The sequence below is a fragment of the Arthrobacter sp. L77 genome (genome assembly GCF_000816565.1).
GTDB lineage: Bacteria > Actinomycetota > Actinomycetes > Actinomycetales > Micrococcaceae > Arthrobacter_D > Arthrobacter_D antioxidans.
This window is the reverse complement of sequence record NZ_JWSU01000005.1, coordinates 186,401-207,389: the sequence shown is the minus strand read 5'-3', so window position 1 is coordinate 207,389 and position 20,989 is coordinate 186,401. Positions and strand designations below refer to the sequence as shown.

Here is a 20,989-nt window from a genome sequence, read left to right as displayed (position 1 = left end):
GCTGCCCTTTCGAGTCGGAGGCGGAGGTTCTAGTAGGCGCGGACCATGCCGCCGTCGCACCGGAGCTGTTCTCCGGTGACGTACGACGCCGGTGCGCTGGCCAGGAAGGTGACGACGGCGGCGAACTCGGCCGGGGTGCCGTACCGGCGTGCCGGGATGCCGGCTTCGGAGGCAGCCCGCGCTTCGGCTGGGGTGGCGCCGGTCCGCTGGGCCGCGGCCGAGTCCAGGGACGCGACGCGCTCGGTGTCGATGCGGCCGGGGAGCACCATGTTGACGGTCACGCCGTCGGCGGCGACCTCGGCCGCCAGGGTCTTGAGGTACCCCGCGAGCCCTGCACGGCCGAGGTTCGACAGCGCGAGGTTGGGCAGCGGCTGCTGCACACCGCTGGATCCCACGGCCACGATCCGCCCCCAGCCGCGCTCCCTCATGCCGGGGAGCACCAGGGAGGTGAGCCGCAGGTGCTGGAGCAGCAGCTGGTTCACGGCGGCGAGGGCATGCACATCGGTGATGTCGGCCGCACCTCCGGGAGGAGGTCCGCCGCTGTTGAGGACCAGGACGTCGATCGGCCCGAACGCGTCTTCCGCGGCCGCCACCAGCGCCGCCGGGGCGCCGTCGTCGTCCAGGTCCAGGGCGATCCCGACGGCGGAGGGGATGCGGGCCGCCTCGGCCTTCACCACGTCCTCGCGGCGGGCGGCGAGGACCACGTTGGCTCCCTCGGCGCCGAGGGCCTGCGCGATCGCAAGGCCGATCCCGGAGCTCGCTCCGGGCACCAGCACGTTCTTTCCCGTCAGTCCGGTGTCCATCAGGCGATCTCCATTCGTACTGCGTCGAGGTGTGCGGCGATCAGGTCCGCGAGGTCACGCGGCAACGAGGGTGAGGGAGGCCGGACCGACGCGTCGGCGATGATCCCACGGCGGCGCAGGATCTCCTTGCGCAGGGCGAGGCCCACCCCGGGCTGGCCCTCGAAGTTCGCCAGGGGCAGCCACGGCGCGAAGGCGTCGCGGGCAGCGGGGAAACCGCCGTCGGCGAAGGCCGTCAGCGCGATCTGCAGGCCTTCGGGGTGGGAGAACCCCGTCATGGCGCCGGCCGCGCCGGCTGCGAGCTCGTCCAGCAGTCCCACGCCGCCCAGCCCGCCGTAGACGGGAACGTCCGTGGAACGGGTCAGCTTCGCGATCGCGGACGCGGTGGGGGGCGCCTCCGATTTCACGGCGACGATGAAATCGCACGTCCCGAGGACGTGCAGCATCTGGTCGGCGCTGATCTTCACGCCCGACGCCACCGGGTAGTCCTGCAGTACGATGCCCGCCCCCGTGGCGCGGTGGATGGCCGTCAGGTGGGCGGACAGCACGTCCGGGTCGCTCGTGTTCGCCTGCACCATGAGCGCGGCGAGGTTGCTGCCGGCGGCCTCGACGGCGGTGGAGGCCTGCTCGATGGCGACGGCGGTGGTGCGGGCGGACAGGCCGACCACGAGCGGGGTGCTCCCCGCCTCCTCGGCGACCGTACGGACGGTGAGGGACTGCTCGGCAGCGGTCAGCGACGCACCCTCACCGAAGACACCGAGGACCACCATCCCGGTGGCAGGCAGCGCGGTGTACAGCTGGACCTCACGGCGGAGCGAGGCGGTGTCGACATCGAGGTCCGGGCCGCTGAACGGTGTTGCCAGCACCCCCCAGAGTCCGGGGGAGAGGTGCGGGAGCGGTTCGGTCATCGGGACTTTCCTTTCATCGAGGGTCCTCCAGCGTTGGCGGAGGGAAGGGGAGTGGCTTCCGGCGCGGCAGCTGCCGACCGTGCGGCGCGGATGGACCGGCGGCCGAGCCGGAACGTCGCCGCGGCGAGCAGGGCGACGACGGCGGCGGTCAGCCAGGCGACGCGGTAGGAGGTGGCGGCGACCAGGAAGCCGAAGAGCAGCGGACCGGCGGCAGCGCCCAGGGAGAGCCCGGTCTGCAGGACCCCCGTGGCCGAGGCGGCACCCTGCCGGTTGTCGCGCACCACGGCGAAGTGGACGAGTCCGGGCCAGGTCCAGCCCGCGGCATAGGTCAGCAGCGCTCCGCAGAGGAATGCCGTGGAGGAGCCGAAGGCGAGGAGGAGGTAGCCGCCCACGCCGACCGTCAGCAGGTTGGCCACCAGGACGTAGGGGCTGCGGTGCGGGTACCTGTCCATGAGTGCGCCGAGCACGATGCGGATCACCAGCCCCAGGAGCGCGGCGCCGGCGAAGAGGTATCCTGCCGCGCTGGGCGACATCCCGGATTCCACCGCCGAATCGACGAGGAAGACGCCCATGGAGGTCGCGGCGGCCGCCGCGAGCCCGGCGCCGATGGCGACGAGCACGAGTCCGCGCAGGGGTGTCCCGCGGTCGGCGGGTGCCGCAGGTCCCGACGTCGGGCGGTCCGGTCCCTGCGCGGTGAAGCCGGCCCACAGGGCCAGCGCCACGGCCAGGACGACGCCCAGCGCGAAGGCGTAGCGCCAGCCCAGAACCAGCGCGATGCCCGGAACGGCGAGGCCCCCGATCAGGCCGGCAGCGGGGATGGAACACTGCTTGATGCCGAACGCCAGTCCCAGCCGGCCCGGGTTGACGGCCCGGGATATCCCGAGGTTCGCCGCAGGCTGGGCCAGGCCGTTGGCCAGTCCGCCCACCACGAGGGCGGCGATCAGCACCCCGAAGGACGGCGCCAGGCCGGCTCCGGTGAGGGCCACGGCAGCCAGGACGGCCGAGGCCGCCACCCCCCTGGCTGCTCCGATCCGCTGCACGAATCGGCCGAGCCTCCGCGCGGTGATCCCGGAGACCGCGAAGAGGGTGGCTGCAGCGATGCCCATCTCGGCCGGACCGATGCCCAGATCGGCCCGGATCTGCACGGCGAGCGCGCCGACCAGGAAAGCGGGCAGCACGCCGAGGGTGGTTACGGTGACGGCCTGCAGCAGGGTGCCGCCCGCACCTGGCGGCTGTGTGGATCTCACGCCGGGTCGGCAGCACGCGGAGCCCGGCCCCCGGTGCCCGACGCCCCGTCGACAGCGCCTGCTGATCCGGCTCCTTCGGGGATGCTCCTGCCCGAGGTGGTCCCGGCAGCATCCGCCGAGGAGTCCTTTCCGTGCCTCCTGAGGCCGAGGAGATGCACCACGACCCCGAGGGCGATGATCCCCACGCCGATGGCGATGTACATGGGTTCCATGACGAGCATCGGCAGCGAGCCCAGCCCGAGCAGGATGCGTTCGGGCCAGCGGGCCGGGCCGAACAGCCATGCTCCGGTCGCCACGGCGAGGGCGCCCACCGCCAGGAGCGAGACGGTGAAGGCCAGGGCGATGGTGCCGATGCCGCCCTGCAGCAGCAACCCGACGCCTGGGCCGGAGAGCACGAAGATGAACGGTACGAGGAACGCCGAGAGGGTGTAGCGCCAGGTGAGCCACATGGTCTGGATCGGCTTGCCGCCGGTGATCGCGGATGCGGCGAACGGTGAGAGTGCCGTGGGAGGCGAAACCTCACTCAGTACGGAGTAGTAGAAGATGAACATCGCTGCGGCGAACGCGGGAACGCCCACGTCCTGCAGGGCAGGGCCGATGATGACCCACGAGATGATGAAGCTTGCCGTCACGGGCACGGCCAGCCCCAGGAGGATCACCGATATCGCCGAGAAGATGGCCGTCAGGAGCAGGCTCCCGCCGGCGAAGTCCACGATGATGTTGGCGAGTTTCAGGCCCAGCCCGGTCAGGGTCATGACGCCGACGATCAGCCCTGCCGCCGCCATGACGGGGATGACGGACAGCGCTCCGGTGGCACCGGTGGCCAGGGCGTCGAAGATGCGCCGGGGAGTCATCCAGGAGTCGCGCTCGAGGAAGCTGAGGGCGAAGGCGAGGAAGGTGGCGTAGACCACGGCGCGGAACGGCGTCATGCCCATGGCCATGAAGACGACGATGGCGACGAGGGAGCTGAAGTGATAGCCGAAGCGCAGCAGCAGCTTGCCCACCGGCTTGACGTCGAAGTCCACGGCCTTGGTCTTGAAGCGGCGTGCGTCCATCTCGATGGCCAGGATGATGCCGAAGTAGTAGAGCACGGTGGGGATGGTGGCCCAGATCAGCACCTGGAGGTAGGACACACCCAGGAGCGCCGCGATGATGAAGGCTGCGGCACCGAGGGTGGGAGGGGACATGATGGCGCCGATTCCGGCGGCGGCGAGAATGGCGCCGCCGTGTTCCTTCGGGTAGCCGGCCTTGCGCAGCAGCGGCCAGGAGATACCGCCGAGGGTCACGGTCGTGGCGACGCCCGAGCCCGAGACCGTGCCCAGGAGGAATCCGGCGAGGGTCACCGTGCGGCCCGGCCCGGACTTGGACTGTCCGAAGGCGGAGAAGGAGAGATCGATGAAGAACTTGGTGGCCCCCGATGCCCCGAGGACCGCTCCGTAGATGGTGAACAGGATGATGTAGGTTGCTGCCACGTCGGTGGGGACACCGAAGAGCCCCTGCGTGCCCATGACGTTGTGTCCGACGAGGCGGACCCAGTCGAAGGACGAGGTGTTGAACGGGGCGGGAACCCACGAGCCGAAGAAGGCATAGGCGAAGAAGCCCACGACCACCAGTGGCACGAGGATTCCGACGGTCCGGCGCGACGCCTCGAGGGTCACGAGAATGGCTATCACGCCCATGGCCAGGTCGAGGTAGGTGGGTGTGATCGCCCGCCGGAAGAAGCCGTCCCAGTCGGAGATGATGTACAGGAACGGCACCAGCGCCACGACCGCGAGGACCCAGTCAGCGATCCCCGGGTTGTCCCCCGACTTCTTCGCCTTCGAGGTTTCCGACCGTCCCCAGCCCCGGTAGACGAGGAAGGTCAGGGACAGGCCGATCCCGAGGAACAGCGGGAGGTAGAACTGCGTGGCCATGGGGTTGAAGACCCAGTAGAGGGCCAGGAGCGAAAGCCCTGCACCGGCGATCTTGATCAGCAGGCCAGGGGTCCCGCTGAGGTGCCGCGCCGGCTTCTCCGCCTCGTACTCGGCGATCAGCGCTTCTTCGTCGATGTACTCCTCGCGCTCCAGCGGGCTGACCGGTTCGTCCTCCTTCGCCCTCGCAAGGTCCGTCTGCTCGCGCGGCGTGGGTGCCTTGTGCTTGGGGGCAGAGCCGTTAGCAGGCGCCTTCACGGCGCCATTGCCGTCTGGTCGCTCGGTCATGGTGTCTCCTCGAGGTGTAACTCAACGAACGGGTTGTCGTCTTCAACTAGGCTCCACAGTTCGAGCGGCGGAGCGCCTTGCACGTGCAGGGTGCGTTGTCCGAGGTCGGTCGCTGCGATCGAGAGCTCCTCGAACACCGCGGGACGCGCCGGGTCCGGCTCCACCACCCACTCCCGGCGATCGGCATCTCCGGCAGCCGACGGGGCGCCGGGAACGGCGTAGTACTCCTCGAGCACCGCGAGCTGGTCGGCTGCGATCTGGTCCAGGACGAAAGTGCCGTCGGGGGCGAGGGTGTAGCGTTCCTCGGCCCGGGTGCCGTACAGCGAATTGCGGTAGCTCACGGAGAAGCTGGTCCCGGCAAGCGGGACACTCGCCAGCTCGCCGTCGTCGTTGGTGATGCTGATGAAGACGTCCGGCTGGCCGGACGAATGCACGAACCCCAGACCCCCGAGGATGCCGAGGCATGCAAGGGAGACGACGACGACGGCGGCCGGCTTGCGCATGGCCTAGCCCGCGGCCTCGTCGAAGTAGGTCTGAGCGCCTGGGCAGGTCTCGATGTAGGAGATGTCGCCTGCGGTGGCGGCATCGAGTTCCTCGGCCGCGGGGTGGACCTGGATGAGGGCCTCCTCGTTCTCGAAGATCGTCCGGGTGATGTCCTCCTGGAGCTGTTCGTCCATCGAAGGGCTGGCCACCAGCAGGTTCGGCGAGGCGATGGCGGGAACGGCCTCGGTCTGGCCTTCGTAGGTGTTGGCGGGGATGTCCTCCGCGACGTAGTAATCGCCGAACTCGGAGGCCAGTGGCTCGGCGTACTCGCCGATGGGAACCAGCACCATGTCGCCGTCACTCGCGAGGTCGATGAGCGCGCCCGTGGGAAGCCCGCCGGACCAGAATCCGGCGTCGATGGTGCCGTCCCGCAGCGCAGCGACGGTTTCGGCGGCGCCGAGCTGGCGGCGTTCCACCCCGGTCTCGGGGTCGATGCCGGCCGCCTCGAGGATCCGCAGCGCTGCGACCTCGGTGGCGGAGCCGGGCGCCCCGACGGAAACGACTTTCCCTGCCATGTCCTCGACGGACTGGATTCCGGCTCCGTCGACGCTGACGGCCTGCATGAAGTTGTTGTAGATGTTGCCGAGTGAGCAGATCTCTATGGCGTTGCCTTCGAATTCGCCGACGCCTTCCACCGCGTCGGAGACCACGTCGCCCACGGAGAAGGCGAGCTGGGCCGAGCCGTTCTGGATGAGGAGCATGTTGTCCACGGAGGCGTTGGTTTCCTGCACGGTCGCGTCGTAGCCTTCGATGTTGTCGCGGATCACCGTGGCGAAGCCGCCGCCCAGGGGGTAGTAGACGCCGCCGGTGCCGCCGGTCGCGATGGAGAGTGATCCTCCTTCACCGGAGTCGGCTCCGCCTCCTCCGCCGCTCGAGCTGGGCTCGGGGCTGCCGCAGGCCGAAAGGAACAGGGCGGGGGCGATCAGTGCTGCCGCGCAAAGACGCTTCCGGCTTCGTTGTTTCGTAATCAAGGCTGTTCTCCTTTGTCGTTGATGATTGCTGGCTGGGTAGGGGGGACGGGGGTCGGGACGGTGCCGGATCGGGGGCCTGGCGCGGGGACGTCTCCGGCGGCGAGCAGCCCGGCGAGCATCCGGTAGTAGCCGATGAGCAGCGAGAGCTCGGCCACGCCCGGGTGCCCGATGTGCCCGAGGACCCGGGCGTGGACCTCGTCGTCGACGGAGGTGCCTCGGAGAAGCGCCCGGGTGAAGTCGAGTGCCGCGCGTTCGGTGGGGGAGAGGGTGGGCGGCACGCTGCCGTTCCGGAGGTGTTCCAGCTCGGTCCCGTCGATGCCCACTGTCGCCGCCACCCGGCTGTGGGCATACCACTCGTACGCCGAGTCGAGCTCTGCGGAAATCGCGCAGATGATCAGTTCGCGCAGCCGCCCGTCGAGGGTCCCGCCGAAGCGCAGCACCGCACCGAGCGCCTGGACGGCGTTGCCGATCGCGGGGGCGAAGAGCAGCGCGTTGAACGGGCCCGCCAGGGCGCCGTCGTCGTAGATCATCGTGAACGCGCCGTTGCCGCGCGGGGGGCCCGCGATGGAGTCGTAGACAGCGCGCTGTTCGTCGGAGAGTTCAGCTGGGGTCAGGAGGGGAAACCGGCCTGCGGCCTGCGGCCTGGCGCTTTCGGTGGTATCAGACAAGAGTCCGCCCCCCGTCCACATAGAGGACGTGCCCGGTGACGAAGGCTGCCTGCCGTGATGCGAGGTAGAGCACGGGGCCGGTGAGGTCGTCGACGGTACCCAATCGGCCGGCCGGAACCATGCCCGTATAGTGCTCGCGGACGCCCGGACGGCCGAGATGAGCGCTGGTCAGGGCCGTATCGACGTAGCCCGGGGCGATCGCATTGACCGTCACCCCGCTGGCCGCCCATTCACGGGCCATGACCCGGATGAGCTGGTTCAATCCCCCCTTGCTCGCGGCATAAGGCCCATGGTCGGGATGGGCAAGCAGGCTCGATACGGAGGAGCAGTAGATCTGCCTGCCGTACCGGGCGTCGACCATGACCCGGCCGGCTGCGCGACCGAGGCGGAAAGCACTGGAGAGGTTGACGGCGATGATCTTGTCCCAGTCCTCGTCCGTGGTGTCGAGGATGGGCACCCGGTTGTTGATGCCGACCGCGTGGACGAGGATATCGAGGCCACCGAGTTCCGTCTGAGCGGCGTGGACGGCCTGCTCGCAGCCGCTCGTGGTCGTCAGATCGGCGGTAACGGTGCCAGCAGTACCGGCGAAGTCCGCCAGGCGTTCCGCGCTCTGATCCGCGACGACCAGACGCGCGCCGGCCTCGAGGAAGGCCTCCGTGCAGGCGGCGCCGATGCCGCCGGCGCCGGCCACCAGCACGCGCTGATCCTTCAAACCAAGCCAGTCAGCCAAAGGAAGCATCTCCGATTCATTGGGCAGAAAGCGTGGGCACCTGGTGGTGCCGAGGTCCTTCGGTGCACCTCTCTGGAGACTGTATACAATTTTTCGACAGGATGTAACCCACATCACAGAACTTGTTCAGCAGGCTTCCTTCCGTCAGCCCTCTCGCACGGACTCGGCTTCCAGGAAGGTTCGCAGGGCCTGCACAGCGTGCTCGCGGTGCTCATCGAGCAGGAGGATGAGCTTCTCGGCATCCCGTTCCGCGAAGGCGTCGATCATCAGGGCATGTTCATGCTCTACCCGTGAGCGGTTCGAAGCCGATCCGTAGTAGACGAACCTGTAGGCGTCGGTGGCGTCCCACAGGATCTTGATGATCCGTTCCAGACGCGGCATCCCGGCTGCCTCGACAAGCACGAAATGGAACCGCCGGTTCGCCTCGGTCATCTTCAGCAGGTCCCCCTCGGCGCTCGCTGTCTCGACGTCCCGGGCAGCAGCCTTGAGATCGTTTAGAACGGTGCTGCTGAGATCCCTCACCAGCGCGACCCGCGTCGCCTCTCCTTCGAGGAGCTGGCGGATCCGATACACCTCCAGCAGGTCTGTGAGGGAGAGGGTTGCGACCCTATGGCCGCGGTGGGGTTCGTAGAGGACCTGCCCCTCGGACTCGAGGGTCTTGAGAGCCTCACGGAGGGGGACCCGGCTCACGCCGAAACGTTCCGCGAGCGCGTCCTGGCGGAGCGGCTGTCCGGGCAGGAACTCCCCGGCGATAATCGCGCGCCGGAGCTCCGCGAGCACGAAAGCCTGTGCAGTCGGTGGACGTTTGGAATTCCCCGTGGCGCTGCTCGTCACGAAGCCGGCCCACCCAGTTCAGTGCTCATCGTCAGAAGTCTAGCCGGGGCGTCATCGGGCCTCGTTGCGGTGGTTCCTGACCGGCTCGGAACGCAGGTGACGGGGTATGAGTGCTGGACGTCTGGTCCACTCCTGACCCGTGAGGATGAACCTTGCGGCGGGACGGCCGGCCTTCCCGCCGTGCCCGTCCTGGCGTAGCCATCCGGGAGGATGTAGCCATGGACAACGATGTATTGCAGCCTTCCATGATCGCGCGGCTCCTGGAGGAGATCTCGTGGGAGAAGGCCGTCAAGTACCGAGCCGGCGGGCGCGGCATGGAGAACGTGCTCACGGCAGAGGTGCTGATGGGGTTGGATCTCCTGCCGAGGGACCAGTTCTTCGGGCAGGTCATCCTGACCTGCTCGGGCGCAGTCGCTACCCGAGCACTCCTGGCTGATCAGGCGGAGTCCGCCGTGATGTCCTTGCTACCCGGCGACATGTCGGTCAACGCGGCGGGGGCCGCAGGGCGGAAGTTCATCGTCCAACCGGATGCGATCGTCACGACGCCTGACGTCTTCACCTTCGTCGAGGCGAAGCGCATCAGGACGAGCTCGTTCCAGCCCGAGCAGCTCGCGCGGGAGTACGTCGCGGTCATGAGCAACGCGGCGGAGCGGATCCCTCTCCTCTTCCTCCTCGGCGTCGAACCGCCTGTGTCGGTGCAGGGGCTGGGCAAGCTGTCGATCCTGGAAGCGATACGAACGCATCTTCCCGCTGTCCTGCTCAGAGCGGGTGATATCGAAATCGAAGAAACGGAGCTGCTCGAGAGAATCGACGACGTCCTCTGCTGGATCTCCTGGGACGGTCTTGCCGCCGCGGTCTCTTCTCAGCTGGCTGCATTCTCCTGTGGTGATTCGAGCACCGATGCGGCAATCGGGCGCATCGGGCAGCAAGTGATGAGTGCAATCGAGTGGCATTCGTAGCCGGGGAACGCAGCGAACCGCCGTCCTGCTTTACTGGTGGCCCGAATGTCGCGCCTTCGAACCGGTCACAACGTTGGGACGAAGGCTGTTTTCGTAGTTCAGCGGCTGGAATTGGTCTCCGCCCACGCTCAACAGGGGCGGTAGGTCTTCCCGCCAGGTGCGTAGCAGCGGGGGCCCGTGTAACCGGGATAGGGATCCGCCGCCGCAGGGGGAGCCGGAGGGACGTACGGCGCTGCGGGTGGAATGTAGGGCTCGGGTGCGGGCGGAAGGTTCCGAATCCGCTCCTGCTCGGCGATTGCTGCGGCTTCGGCGGCCAATCGATCGGCTTCGGCGCGAGCGTCGGCTTCTGCCTGGACACGTTCTGCCTCGACACGCGCGGCTTCCGCAGCCTCTGCCTGAATGCGCTCGGCCTCGATGCGGGCGGCTTCGACCGCCTTGGCTGCCTCTGCTTTGGCGGCTGCAGCTTGGGCTGCCTCTTCTGCTTTCTCGAGCGAGGTCGCTTTGGTGTTGGCGCTGGCCAATGACCGTTCACCTCTGGTGATCCGTATGTTGAGATCACGCACCAATTCGCCAGTGCGATCAGCTCCGATGGCGAGGACGCGGACCGTGTCCTTGCCTGCTTCGAGAGTTTCCCGGACGGCCTTGGCGGTCGCCAGGGCGGCAAGAATGCCGGCAGCGGTCGCGGCGGCTGCTGATGCTGTGTCGCCGACAGGAGCCTCGGTTGCCGCAGTGAGCGCCTCCATGGCATCGGCCACTTCTGCCGGGACGGTGCACTCTGCAGCGACGTCCATCAATCCGACCTTCTGGGCGGTCGCTTCGTTGTATGCGGCTTGCACCTCGTCGTAGTACTTCTTGTTCGGCTCGATGAGAACGGGAACGCCAAGGCCCACACGTGCAATTTCTGCGTTGACCAGGGTCTGGTCCTCGATGAACACGGCGGCCAGCACGCGGTCGTACTTATCCGTCCGCTCGACGTCGAAGTCGAGGCCGACCTGCGTTCCAGGTGGCGTCAACGATTCGAGTTTCTCCGTAGCCTCCGGGCCGAGGCACTCGACAGGCTTGTCAGGATGCTTCGTCTCCGGTGTGTCCACGTTCAACAGGCGGACCGTCTGGTCATCGCCGTCGAAGTTGATGACGAGGGTGTCGCCATCGATTACCCGCACCACGGTGCCGGGTTGGAAGTCGACCTCAGACTCTCCGGACGGGTCGGAGCTGTTACAGGCAGTCAGAGTCGAGGCGAGAACCGCGACGGTCAAGAGGGTCGCCGGTGCGAGCCGGCGTAAACGAGCATGGGTCATCGATCTTCTTCTGCAGATATGAGTACGGACGCTACGGCGGACTGGGAGGGCGGAACCGCCCGTCTATGCCACCAGCGGGAGTGTCACCGGACGCGACCGCCCCGAGACAACAAGCGGGCATCACGAATGACATCAAAGATTTAGCACGAATAGTCAGGTCAACTTGTCCAGCCCCGCCGAACCTGACCAAAAGCTGAGCTTGCACGGCGTCATGGGCGGAATTCTGCCTGCATTCACATCCGGTTCGGTGCTCAGCGGTTCGCGCGAGTACGCTGCCCAAAGACACTGCATCAACCCTGGGGACTTTTCATCAATTCATCATTCCGCCCGCCTGCCCAAAACACGTCATCGCCGGCAAGGCCGAGGGTACGGACCGCCACAGCAATCGTCGCCGGTCTCGCCCTGTTCCTGGTGGTCATCGGCCTCATAGCAGGCGGCGTCAGCGGGGCGCTCATCATGGCCGCCACTTTCGCACTCTTCACCGGGCTCTACACACTCCTGACCAACCGGCCGTCCTGGGCTCGCCTCGGAGGCCGCAAGGCCGGTGCGATCACCGCGGGTGCCGCCGTCGTCGCCATGCTCGCCGGATGCGCGATCGCCCCGGCCTCGGACACAGCTGTCGCGGAGCAGGCGACCGCGTCGGCCGAGCCGACGACGACGCCGAGCACTCCGACCGCGTCGGCAACGCCGTCCGCAAAGCCGACGCCGTCACCCACGCCCAGCCCCACTCCCAGTCCGACGCCCTCGGACGTCGCTCCGCTCGATTCGGAGACCGTAGCCGACGCGGACGGCACGCCCCGTGCGCCGGCGGACCAGCCCGCCTTCAACACCACAGCGCTCGCGGTGCTGGAGACGCTGCCCGTCAAGGGCCGCGCGCCGAAGACCGGGTACGACCGCGAGGAGTTCGGGCAGGCCTGGGCCGACGTCGACCGCAACGGGTGCGATACCCGCAACGACATGTTGAACCGGGACCTGACGGAGATCGCCTACGTCAACTCGGTGCCCTGCAAGGTGCAGTCAGGCATGCTGGACGACCCCTACACCGGGACCGGCATCGCGTTCCTGCGCGGCCAGGCGACGAGCAGTGACGTGCAGATCGATCACGTCGTCGCGCTCTCGGACGCGTGGCAGAAGGGTGCCCAGCAGCTGAGTTTCGACCAGCGGGTGGCCTTCGCGAACGATCCGCTGAACCTGCAGTCCACGGACGGTCCCACGAACCAGCAGAAGAGCGACGGTGACGCCGCCACGTGGCTGCCGCCGAACAAGGGCTACCGCTGCGAATACGTGGCCCGGCAGGTCTCGGTCAAGGCGACCTACACCCTGTGGGTCACGCAGGCCGAACACGACGCCATGGCGACGATCCTGTCCGACTGCAACGGCATCCTTGCACCGACCAACCAGATGGCGCCGTCGATCGCAGCGCCGGCGGAACCGGTCGAGACGCCCGCACCCGCGCCCGTCGTCGCACCGGTCGTGCCCGCACCTGCGCCGGCTGCTCCCGCGGCCGTTGCCCCTGCGCCCGTCGCTCCGGCGCCTGCGCCGGTCGCGCCCGCTCCAGTTGCTCCGGCCCCCGCTGCTCCGTACTACCAGAACTGTGACGCCGTCCGCGCCGCGGGCGCCGCCCCGATAGCGGCCGGTTCGCCGGGTTTCCAGGCGAAGTTCGACCGCGACAATGACGGGATCGGCTGCGACAGTTAAGGGCCCGTCCGCACGATGCAGTCAGATGTGTAATAGCTGATGGCCGTACATTTTCGAGTTATCATCCGTTGCGTCCTCTCGCGGAGACGTGATGGGCGTTCATTAACTCAGCAGAACCGAAGGATTCTGTCAGGTTCTGTCCGTTGGCCATTGGACCGTGTGCGCCATGAGACCATTTACGCATCATTGGTATGCACTGTATGGGGTCTCAGGAAATGAATAACACTAGGTTTGTGTCAGCTATTGCCGTGATAGCCGCGCTCGGGCTGAGCTTGTCCGCCTGTGGTGCCGCCGCGCCCGACCCTGCCGCAGGCGTGTCCACGGAGTCTTCGGCTCCGTCTACACCTAGCCCTGTCGCAAGCGTGTCCGTCGAGCCTCTGGCTCCTGCAACACCCAGCCCCACAGCAACACCGTCGAAGTCCACTCGGGGTAACTTCATCAAGGAAGTTGGACAGACGGGCCGCCTCGTTGACGGAGGCGGTAAACCAACTGTCAACTTCACCGTTAATTCGATCACGCCTGATGCTCCCTGCACAGGACCGTACCCCACGCCGGTGGTGAACGGGCACATTGTCGTGTTGGACGTTTCCGTTGAGACGTTTCCGGAGCTGGCCGACCCGAATGGGGGCTACTCCGAGTTCGATCTGAGCGCGAGTATGTTCAAGTTCATTGGCACCAACGGGACCACCTTCAATGGGGACCTCAACACCCAGGCTGCGTACATGTGTCTGGCAGACGGGGAGAGCATTAGCCAGAATGGGCGGGGCATCGGTCCCGGAGAGAAGGTGACCGGCAAGGTTGCGCTAGACGTGCCTGAGGCCCATGGCACGCTGATGTTCCATACGTACCTCACCTCCAGTAGCACTGGGTGGGAATGGACTTTCTAACCTAAAGGTCACGGTAGGCGCCCTCGGCTCGATGGCAGGGCACAAAGTTAGAAGGAGCAGCTCCTCGGTGCTTTAGCGCGGTCACTTTTCTGGGGTGCGCAGGATTGCACGTGCTTCTTTCCTTCGCGTTGCGCTTTTCCTGGGCACTATTTGGGCTGCCCGAAACTTTTGAAGGGCGATACAAGACGTAGTGTCCTCTGCGCAATGACGAAGTCGGCACCTCCAGTGCGAACCCCTAGGGGTAATGAAGAAACGAAGTTGCTGTTTCTTATGTTTACTCGACATACTTTCTCTAGCGGAATGACGATTCCGCTCCTGAGGCGATCACAACGGGTGGTCGCTTCACGCGGCACTGGGGGGCACACGCGACGGCGCACCATTCAACGGGATTGTTCCTGGCACCTCTGTACACCGCTGCTCGAACTGACAATCCCGAAGGAGACGACCATGTCCAACATGGCACCCCCACCGCAGGCACAGCTTGGGGAAACAGAGAAGTCCAAAGCATTGCGTCCATGGTTCAAGAAGAAGCGCTGGTGGCTTGTCGGCGCCATCGTGTTCTTCTTTATGGTCGGTGCCCTTGGGAACGACGAGACCGACGCCTCCACCGCTGCGTCGGACACGTCGGCTGTAGAAGAGACTGCATCAGCAGAAGACACTGCGATCGCGCAGGCTTCGGAAGAGGCCGCAGAAGCGGAAGCTTCGGAAGAGGCTGCAGAAGCGGAAGCTTCGGCTGCGGCTGAGGAAGAAGCGAAGGCTGCGGAAGAGAAGAAAGCTGCGGAAGAGGCTGCGGCCGCGAAGGCTGCGGAAGAGAAAAAAGCTGCGGAAGAGGCTGCGGCCGCGAAGGTTGCGGAGGAGGCTGCGGCGAAAGCTGCTGCACTCGAGGTAGTGCCGGTTCAGGCCGCGCAGCTTCTCGCGGACTTTGATGGCAACGAAGCCGCGGCCGACGCGAAATACAGCGGGAAGATCCTCGAGGTTACCGGGCTTGTTGATGAGGTAGATACCGAAATGTTCAGCAAGGATAAGTACGTCGTGCGCATGGGCGATGGTACTGCGTACAGTTTCTTGACGGTCAACTGCCGTGACCTTCCGGCAACTGACGCGGCGACGGTTCCAGCCGGCAGCACTATTACAGTGCGAGGCGTATTCGACGACGGTGGCGACCTTGGTGTCGAGCTGAAGGAATGCGCGATTCTCTAGCTAGGTGTCGGTCCAAGTCAGTGTCTGCGCCCTGGCACTGACTTGGACCGTTCGCGTCTGTAGCTGCCTGCTGTCGCTGTGGAGGCTCCGTAGGGGCCTCCTCGGCGATCTCCTCGAAGGACCAGCAGGTTATGTCGGTCCTACGGTTCTAACGTTCTGGACGAGGCCCTCGTCTAGAGGCTCCTACACGCAGATACGTCTGCTTAGCAACTACCTCATCCTCCGGGCGTCTGGGCTTTGCCCACGCCTCGGCCCCTCCTTCGCTGTCCAGCCATCACTTACCTTCCGGGCGTCAACTGACGGCGTTCGGCCTTCGACCTCTGTCGACTCCACCTATAGCCACAGTGCCCTCTACGCTGCACTAGCTGCCTGTCAGGGCGGCCGCTCAATCGACGGTACGGAATGGAGGCGTTCCTGCGACGCTCGTACACCGTCTGCGGATTCACGAGCTTCCCGGTTTCGCGGGGCAGCCTCAACCAGAATCGAGGCACTCAACCGCGGATCCAAGACCGATGGGACCTGACCCTCGAAGTAGTTTGGCGATTTGATGAGGGCGACACAAGCCCCTTGACTTCGACCATGAATTGCTGCGCCGAGTTCGTCACGCTCTTCGGCTCCTTCAATGGATACATCAAGCGTTTCCATTTCGATGACACCGTTGATGCGGAAGGTGTAGCGCGTTTCCTGCTCCTCTTCGACAACTTCAAGACCTCGGCGCTGCCCCCAGCCTGCCAACTTATGTGCAATACCGTCTGGACAGTCTGAAACTGTTCGAGGCACGCCGCCTGCACATCCAGGACGAAATCCATCGCTGCACGCTCAGCTGATCACCAGCCCCTGAAGTAGTGGAGTGGTGGTCTCAACTGGCCAACGCACCGGGCTAGCTTTTCCGCGACCCAGTAGCTGACTCTCCAAAGGCAGCCGCAGCGAATGGCGGGCAGTCACCCAGGTGGCTGCCCCGCCGCCGCCGTCGTCGTCCGGGACGTGCTACATGCTCCACAGCTCCGCGTGGATGTCCGTCTCGTCCGACCAGCGCCGGTGCAGGGCGAAGAGCTCGTCCACGATGTCCTGCGGCAGTGGCGTGATGTCCTGGCTGTAGGTGAGCAGCTCGCGCAGGTTCTCCTCGCGGCTCGCCGACCCGACGGTGGAGACAACCTGCGGGGTGCTGTGCGCGAAGCGTATGCAGAACTCGGCCCAGCTCTCGATGCCGGAGCGCTCGAAGATGGGCGCCACCTCGATGGCCCGCTCCTGCAGGTACGGCTTCCACGCGGCGCCCGGGACGTCGCGCAGCTCGTGGACGGGAGCGCCGGCCACGGTGCGCATCGAGATGATGGCCTTGTCCTGCGCCAGTAGTTCGTCCCACAGTTCGTTCGACGCGAAGCGCTGCAGCGGATTGAGGTAGAAGATGTAGCCGTCGATCAGGCCGTCCAGGTGCCCGGCCCGCAGCGCCTTGAGCGGGGCCTCCGAGGTCCACGGGAAGATCTCGAGGACGAAGCGACCCACGAGGCCCTCGTCCTTGATGCGCTGCAGGTCGGCGAGGGTGGGGCCGCCCGACGGCATGTCGTCCGCGAACGCGCCCACACCGGTGAGCTGCCCGATGTCGATGGAGCTGATGCCCAGGGGCTCGATGTTCTCGGCGATGGTGGCGCGGACGTCGTCGGCCATGCCACCGCCCAGCTTCACGATCACCGGCGGAACCTTGCTGCGGTCCTCCTCGAAGGCTGCACCGAGGACCTCGAGCGCGTGGTCGTACTGGCGCGAGGTGTGGAGCCAGAGCCCGGCATCGATCGCCGTGCGGGCCATGAGCGCTTGCTGCTCGCGGGGGACGTCGTCGTGCCCGAGCCGCGTGGTGCCGTAGATGAACGGGGGGAGGTCTGCCAGAGGTTTCATTGCCTCAGGCTACCGGCGGGAGGCGCCCGCTGACGGAACCCTGCCGGGAAGGTGCGGCAGAATGGAAGCCATGGACCGGGCCGCAGAGATCTCCGCTTTCCTGCGCTCGCGACGCGCACGGCTCTCACCCACCGACCTCGGCGCTCCGTTCGACGGCCGGGTGCGCCGGGTTCCCGGGCTCCGCCGGGAGGAAGTGGCCCGCCTCGCCGGGATGAGCGCCGACTACTACATGCGGATCGAGCAGGGCCGCGGGGGTGCGGTGTCCCTCGAGATCATCGACGCCATCGCCCAGGCCCTCCGCCTCGACACCGTGGAGCGCAACCACCTCCTCAACCTCTGCGGCACCCCGACCCCGCACCACACACCCACGTACGAGCCGCAGCGCGTGCGGCCCGGGCTGTACGACCTGCTGTCCGTCATGGAGTCCGTCCCCGCGATCATCCTCGGCCGCCGGACGGACGTGCTCGCCAGCAACCGCCTGGCGCGGGCGCTGATGACCGACTTCGAGGCCCTCCCGGCCACCCGCCGCAACTACGCTCGCTTCATCCTGCTGGACCCGAAGGCGCGGGAGCTCTACGAGGACTGGGAACAGGTCAGCGAGCAGACCACCGCGATGCTCCACCTCGATGTCGGACGCTTCCCGGACGACCGCCAGCTCGCCGACCTCATCACCGACCTTCGCGAGGGCTGCCCCGAATTCCCGCGCTTCTGGGACGACCAGAACGTCCATGAGAAGGACCAGGGCGAGATCCGCTTCCACCACCCGGTGGTCGGCGACGTCACGCTGCACTACCAGACCCTGCTCGTCCCCGGCGAGGCGGACCAGAGCGTCTGCACCTACTACGGGGCGCCGGGCTCCAGCAGCGAAGCGGCGCTCGCGCGCCTGGCCCGGGCGACGACGTCGGCCCCGGCTCCCGCCTGACCGCATAGCAGGCTAGCCCTGCGCAAACTAGGTCTGACGGGGAAGGTTTAGCGGTGTGCGCGGATCGTCAGGGGTGATGGACTGAAGTCCGGACGAACCCCCAATGGTAGGAGCCCCACCGATGACCCAAGCACCCGAGGACCACTCGGTGCCCGCAGGCCTGCGTCTGCTCCAGGAGGAACTCGTGGGCGCGGCGGACGGCCTGCAGGACGAGCAGCTCTCGGCGCTCGTCACCGAGATCCAGCAGGCGCGGCGCGTGTTCGTCACCGGGGGAGGGCGCAGCGGGCTCGCGCTGAGCATGCACGCCATGCGCCTCATGCACCTCGGCCTGACCGTCCACGTGGTGGGCGAGACGACGACGCCGGCCATCGGCGACGGCGACCTCCTCCTCGTCGCGTCGGGCTCCGGCACGACGGCGGGAGCAGTGGCTGCGGCCGAGACGGCGGGCAGCGTCGGGGCTCGTGTCGCAGCGGTGACCACCGACGGCGAGTCGAAGCTCGCGAACCTCGCGGACAGCGTGGTGGTCATCCCCGCCGCGCAGAAGACGGACCACGGCGGCACGGCGTCGCGCCAGTACTCCGGGAGCCTGTTCGAGCAGGCACTGCTCTTGGTGCTCGATGCCACCTTCCACACCCTCTGGCAGGTCGACGGCACCCCCGCCGAAGACCTCTGGCCCCGGCACGCGAACCTCGAGTAGCGCCGCGCCACCCTCATCCTTCATCCCCAGCTAGCAAAGGACACCTCATGAAACTGCAACTCGCCATGGACGTACTGACCGTCGAAGACGCCCTCGAGCTCTCCGGGAAGGTTGCCGAGTACGTCGACATCATCGAGCTCGGCACCCCGCTGGTCAAGAACGCGGGCATGACCGCTGTGACCGCCATCAAGGAAGCCCACCCCGACAAGATCGTCTTCGCGGACCTCAAGACCATGGACGCCGGCGAGCTCGAAGCGGACGTCGCCTTCAAGGCCGGCGCCGACCTCGTCACCGTGCTCGGCGTCGCCGATGACTCGACCATCGCTGGAGCCATCAAGGCCGGCAAGGCCCACGGCAAGGGCGTCGTCGTCGACCTCATCGGCGTCGACGACAAGGCCGCCCGCGCCAAGGAGGTCACCGATCTCGGCGCCGAGTTCGTGGAGTTCCACGCCGGCCTCGACGAGCAGGCCCAGGAGGGCTACGACCTGAACACCCTGCTCACCGCGGGCAAGGAATCCGGCGTCGCCTTCTCGGTGGCCGGTGGCGTGAAGCTCGCCACCCTCAAGGACGTCCAGGCCTCGGGTGCCGACGTCGCCGTCGTCGGCGGTGGCATCTACAGCGCCGACGATCCCGCCCAGGCCGCGAAGGACCTGCGCAACGCCATCGGCTGATCGCCCCGTCCTGACCAGGACAGCGTTCGACAGACGAGAGGCCGGTCACCGCGAGGTGGCCGGCCTTTCGTGTGTCCGAGCCGGGCCGAGGGCCGGGACGCCGGGCGATGTCAGGGGTCGTGCAGTTCTTCGGGTAACTCCTCTTCCGGTGCATCCTCCTCCTGCGTGGAGGTTGCACCGCTCATCTTCAGCAGGTCTCCCATCCCGAAGGCGGGATCGGCCGGCGTCCACCGGGTGTGTGCATTCAGGTAGCTGTCCGGGTCGAGGGACAGCAGGCCCAGGATGACTTCGGCGACGATCCGCCCACCCACCGGCCCGAGGTGGCGGCCGCCCTGCAGCTCTGCCTCCTTCAGGATGTAGAACCACAGGGGTGCCTTGTTCCCCCACTCGGGTTCATACAGACCGAGCCTGGCGTTGGGGATGGGAGGAATGCCGAGGGCCTTCGCGACGTCCTGACCAGCGGGAAGCCCCAGCGCAACCCCCCGCAGCAGATTCCGATGCGCGAGGGCGTAGATGGCCCCGTCGATGTGACTCACCACCGTGGGCGGCAGGTTCGCCAGAGGGAGAGATAACTGGGTGTCGATGAGTCGGGCGGTGTTGCGGCCCATGGGCGGCTCGAGACCCGGGATGTCGAAGAAGTAGTTCCAGTCCGCCCTCGCGTCGTACGGCAGGGGGCGGGACCCCCGCAGGTCCTGCCCTGCGGGGCCGAACAACGGGAAGGTGGTGTTGTCGTGCATCTCGTACTCGGCCCGGATCATGCTGTGTCCGAACCTGTAGGCGCAGACGGAGAATTCGAGCGGGATCATCGGCTTCAGTCGGTTTCCCGGCTTGTAGAACCGGGTGTCGGCTCTGCCTCTTCCGCTGGCCTCGGGGAGCAGCATGGCGTCGACCAGCGAGGACCCGACCATGCGGGGCAGGAAGTCATGGACGATCGCCCACTGGTAGTGCCAGCGCACGAGCCTGCGTGCTTCGGTGAAGGAGTTGCCGAGTTCCACGAAGTGGTTGTGCAACGTCAGGAATGCCAGGTGCAGCTGGGACACGATGAGGTTCTCGTCGTTCCGCGGATCGCCGATGATCGCGGTCCCGGCGGGGGTGCGGGGTAGGTCCGACAGCCCTTCGGGTGTGGTTGCGACCAGGAGCAGGGCGGGGTTCTCCGCGTCGTAGAGGTGCGGGTCCTCCGACGGCCCGCGTCCGTAGACGGAGGCGAGGTCGAAGAACGGTGTGTTGAAGTTCTTGAGCGCCAGGGGATCGGCCTTCTGCAGGGACAGAGGCGTGATGTCGAGTGTGATGTCGTGGTCCATGAACTGGCCGAGGTAGGTGTATCCGGCCGGCATTGCTGCGTTGTCGAACCCGTCCTCGCTCGAGGAGACGTCGGCGAGCGGTTGCCGTGGGTCGACCATCCGTTGGGCCAGGACGGCCAGCAGGGCCTCCGGTGGGGAGAAGGGCTGCAGGGACGGGAACATCAGGCCGAATCGACCCTGTTGTCCACGCCGCGCCTTCACCGCGACCTCCGCACCCCGCGGGTTCCCGGTTGCGTGACCGGCCCCCGGGCCCAGCCGGGCGGGCTTCCGCACGGTGGGCGCCGCAACCGGTGCCGGCGCGGCGGAAGCACTCCGGGCTCCCATCGGCAGGGCGGACAGCAGGCCCGCCGAGGCGGCCGAGAGCAGCGCACCCCTGCGCGACAGCCCGGCGGGCTCCTCGGATGACGACGGCGCCAGCGCGACGACGGCCGCAGCGGACACTTCTGCACTCACGGTGTCTCCCTCCCGGGGACGCGGCGCCCCCTTCAGGGGCAGTGAATCGTGAGGACCTTGCCATTACCTTGGTGGGAGCGCGCAGTGTGCCAACATCTTCACAAGCTCGAACTG

At 67.0% G+C, this 20,989-nt stretch carries 20 protein-coding genes; 8 read left to right on the top strand and 12 right to left on the bottom strand.

Annotated features, from left to right (window positions below):
• Positions 1-29: 29 nt before the first annotated feature.
• The 9 genes from RY94_RS09080 to RY94_RS09040 form a co-directional block, all read right to left on the bottom strand.
• Positions 30-803 (bottom strand): SDR family oxidoreductase, encoded by a 774-nt coding sequence (locus RY94_RS09080; protein WP_043444284.1) that lies wholly within the window; start codon positions 801-803, stop codon positions 30-32.
• Positions 803-1,708: a dihydrodipicolinate synthase family protein gene (locus RY94_RS09075; RefSeq protein ID WP_043444282.1), complete on the bottom strand. Its 906-nt coding sequence runs from the start codon at positions 1,706-1,708 to the stop codon at positions 803-805. The genes RY94_RS09080 and RY94_RS09075 overlap by 1 nt, the downstream gene beginning before the upstream one ends.
• The gene (locus RY94_RS09070; protein ID WP_052274180.1) at positions 1,705-2,955 is read right to left on the bottom strand and encodes an MFS transporter; all 1,251 of its coding nucleotides are present in this window, start codon (positions 2,953-2,955) and stop codon (positions 1,705-1,707) included. Before RY94_RS09070 ends, RY94_RS09075 begins: the two co-directional genes overlap by 4 nt.
• The gene (locus tag RY94_RS09065; RefSeq protein ID WP_082046206.1) at positions 2,952-5,153 is read right to left on the bottom strand and encodes a TRAP transporter permease; all 2,202 of its coding nucleotides are present in this window, start codon (positions 5,151-5,153) and stop codon (positions 2,952-2,954) included. The genes RY94_RS09070 and RY94_RS09065 overlap by 4 nt, the downstream gene beginning before the upstream one ends.
• Positions 5,150-5,656, bottom strand: coding sequence for a hypothetical protein (locus RY94_RS09060; protein ID WP_043444281.1), 507 nt, complete (start codon positions 5,654-5,656; stop codon positions 5,150-5,152). Before RY94_RS09060 ends, RY94_RS09065 begins: the two co-directional genes overlap by 4 nt.
• A 3-nt stretch (positions 5,657-5,659) precedes the next feature.
• Entirely contained in the window at positions 5,660-6,667 is a 1,008-nt protein-coding gene (locus RY94_RS09055; RefSeq protein ID WP_043444279.1) for a TAXI family TRAP transporter solute-binding subunit, read from the bottom strand.
• The gene (locus tag RY94_RS09050; protein ID WP_231554479.1) at positions 6,664-7,335 is read right to left on the bottom strand and encodes a carboxymuconolactone decarboxylase family protein; all 672 of its coding nucleotides are present in this window, start codon (positions 7,333-7,335) and stop codon (positions 6,664-6,666) included. The genes RY94_RS09055 and RY94_RS09050 overlap by 4 nt, the downstream gene beginning before the upstream one ends.
• Positions 7,328-8,032, bottom strand: a complete 705-nt coding sequence (locus RY94_RS09045; protein ID WP_231554478.1) for an SDR family NAD(P)-dependent oxidoreductase — start codon at positions 8,030-8,032, stop codon at positions 7,328-7,330. Before RY94_RS09045 ends, RY94_RS09050 begins: the two co-directional genes overlap by 8 nt.
• Positions 8,033-8,209: 177 nt before the next feature.
• Positions 8,210-8,845: a GntR family transcriptional regulator gene (locus tag RY94_RS09040; protein ID WP_231554477.1), complete on the bottom strand. Its 636-nt coding sequence runs from the start codon at positions 8,843-8,845 to the stop codon at positions 8,210-8,212.
• Between the two features lie 272 nt (positions 8,846-9,117).
• Here RY94_RS09040 and RY94_RS09035 point away from each other — a divergent pair, with 272 nt between their 5' ends.
• Positions 9,118-9,858: a hypothetical protein gene (locus RY94_RS09035; protein WP_043444273.1), complete on the top strand. Its 741-nt coding sequence runs from the start codon at positions 9,118-9,120 to the stop codon at positions 9,856-9,858.
• Positions 9,859-9,986: 128 nt separating this feature from the next.
• Here RY94_RS09035 and RY94_RS16835 read toward each other — a convergent pair whose 3' ends face one another.
• Complete coding sequence (locus RY94_RS16835; RefSeq protein WP_052274179.1) at positions 9,987-11,156, bottom strand: thermonuclease family protein; 1,170 nt, start codon at positions 11,154-11,156, stop codon at positions 9,987-9,989.
• Positions 11,157-11,612: 456 nt separating this feature from the next.
• Between RY94_RS16835 and RY94_RS09025 the strand changes: the two genes are divergently transcribed.
• From RY94_RS09025 to RY94_RS18715, 4 genes are all read left to right on the top strand, one after another.
• The gene (locus RY94_RS09025; protein ID WP_082046251.1) at positions 11,613-12,854 is read left to right on the top strand and encodes a GmrSD restriction endonuclease domain-containing protein; all 1,242 of its coding nucleotides are present in this window, start codon (positions 11,613-11,615) and stop codon (positions 12,852-12,854) included.
• A gap of 362 nt (positions 12,855-13,216) precedes the next feature.
• Positions 13,217-13,741 carry a DUF4352 domain-containing protein gene (locus RY94_RS17285; protein ID WP_197060632.1) on the top strand — a complete coding sequence of 175 codons (525 nt, stop codon included), beginning with the start codon at positions 13,217-13,219 and terminating at the stop codon, positions 13,739-13,741.
• 447 nt (positions 13,742-14,188) lie between these two features.
• Positions 14,189-14,941 carry an OB-fold protein gene (locus tag RY94_RS17280; protein ID WP_197060631.1) on the top strand — a complete coding sequence of 251 codons (753 nt, stop codon included), beginning with the start codon at positions 14,189-14,191 and terminating at the stop codon, positions 14,939-14,941.
• A gap of 402 nt (positions 14,942-15,343) precedes the next feature.
• Complete coding sequence (locus RY94_RS18715) at positions 15,344-15,706, top strand: DUF6994 family protein (protein WP_442853444.1); 363 nt, start codon at positions 15,344-15,346, stop codon at positions 15,704-15,706.
• A gap of 222 nt (positions 15,707-15,928) precedes the next feature.
• On the opposite strand, the gene RY94_RS09005 is transcribed toward RY94_RS18715, so the two are convergent.
• Positions 15,929-16,831, bottom strand: coding sequence for an aldo/keto reductase (locus RY94_RS09005; RefSeq protein WP_043444263.1), 903 nt, complete (start codon positions 16,829-16,831; stop codon positions 15,929-15,931).
• Between the two features lie 70 nt (positions 16,832-16,901).
• Here RY94_RS09005 and RY94_RS09000 point away from each other — a divergent pair, with 70 nt between their 5' ends.
• The 3 genes from RY94_RS09000 (at position 16,902) to hxlA (ending at position 19,121) form a co-directional block, all read left to right on the top strand.
• The gene (locus RY94_RS09000) at positions 16,902-17,753 is read left to right on the top strand and encodes a helix-turn-helix transcriptional regulator (RefSeq protein ID WP_043444261.1); all 852 of its coding nucleotides are present in this window, start codon (positions 16,902-16,904) and stop codon (positions 17,751-17,753) included.
• A gap of 121 nt (positions 17,754-17,874) precedes the next feature.
• Entirely contained in the window at positions 17,875-18,450 is a 576-nt protein-coding gene (hxlB, locus tag RY94_RS08995; RefSeq protein ID WP_043444259.1) for a 6-phospho-3-hexuloisomerase, read from the top strand.
• A gap of 47 nt (positions 18,451-18,497) precedes the next feature.
• Positions 18,498-19,121 (top strand): 3-hexulose-6-phosphate synthase, encoded by a 624-nt coding sequence (gene hxlA / locus RY94_RS08990; protein WP_043444257.1) that lies wholly within the window; start codon positions 18,498-18,500, stop codon positions 19,119-19,121.
• A 110-nt stretch (positions 19,122-19,231) separates the two neighbouring features.
• Here hxlA and RY94_RS08985 read toward each other — a convergent pair whose 3' ends face one another.
• The gene (locus tag RY94_RS08985; protein WP_156135096.1) at positions 19,232-20,875 is read right to left on the bottom strand and encodes a peroxidase family protein; all 1,644 of its coding nucleotides are present in this window, start codon (positions 20,873-20,875) and stop codon (positions 19,232-19,234) included.
• Between the last annotated feature and the right edge of the window lie 114 nt (positions 20,876-20,989).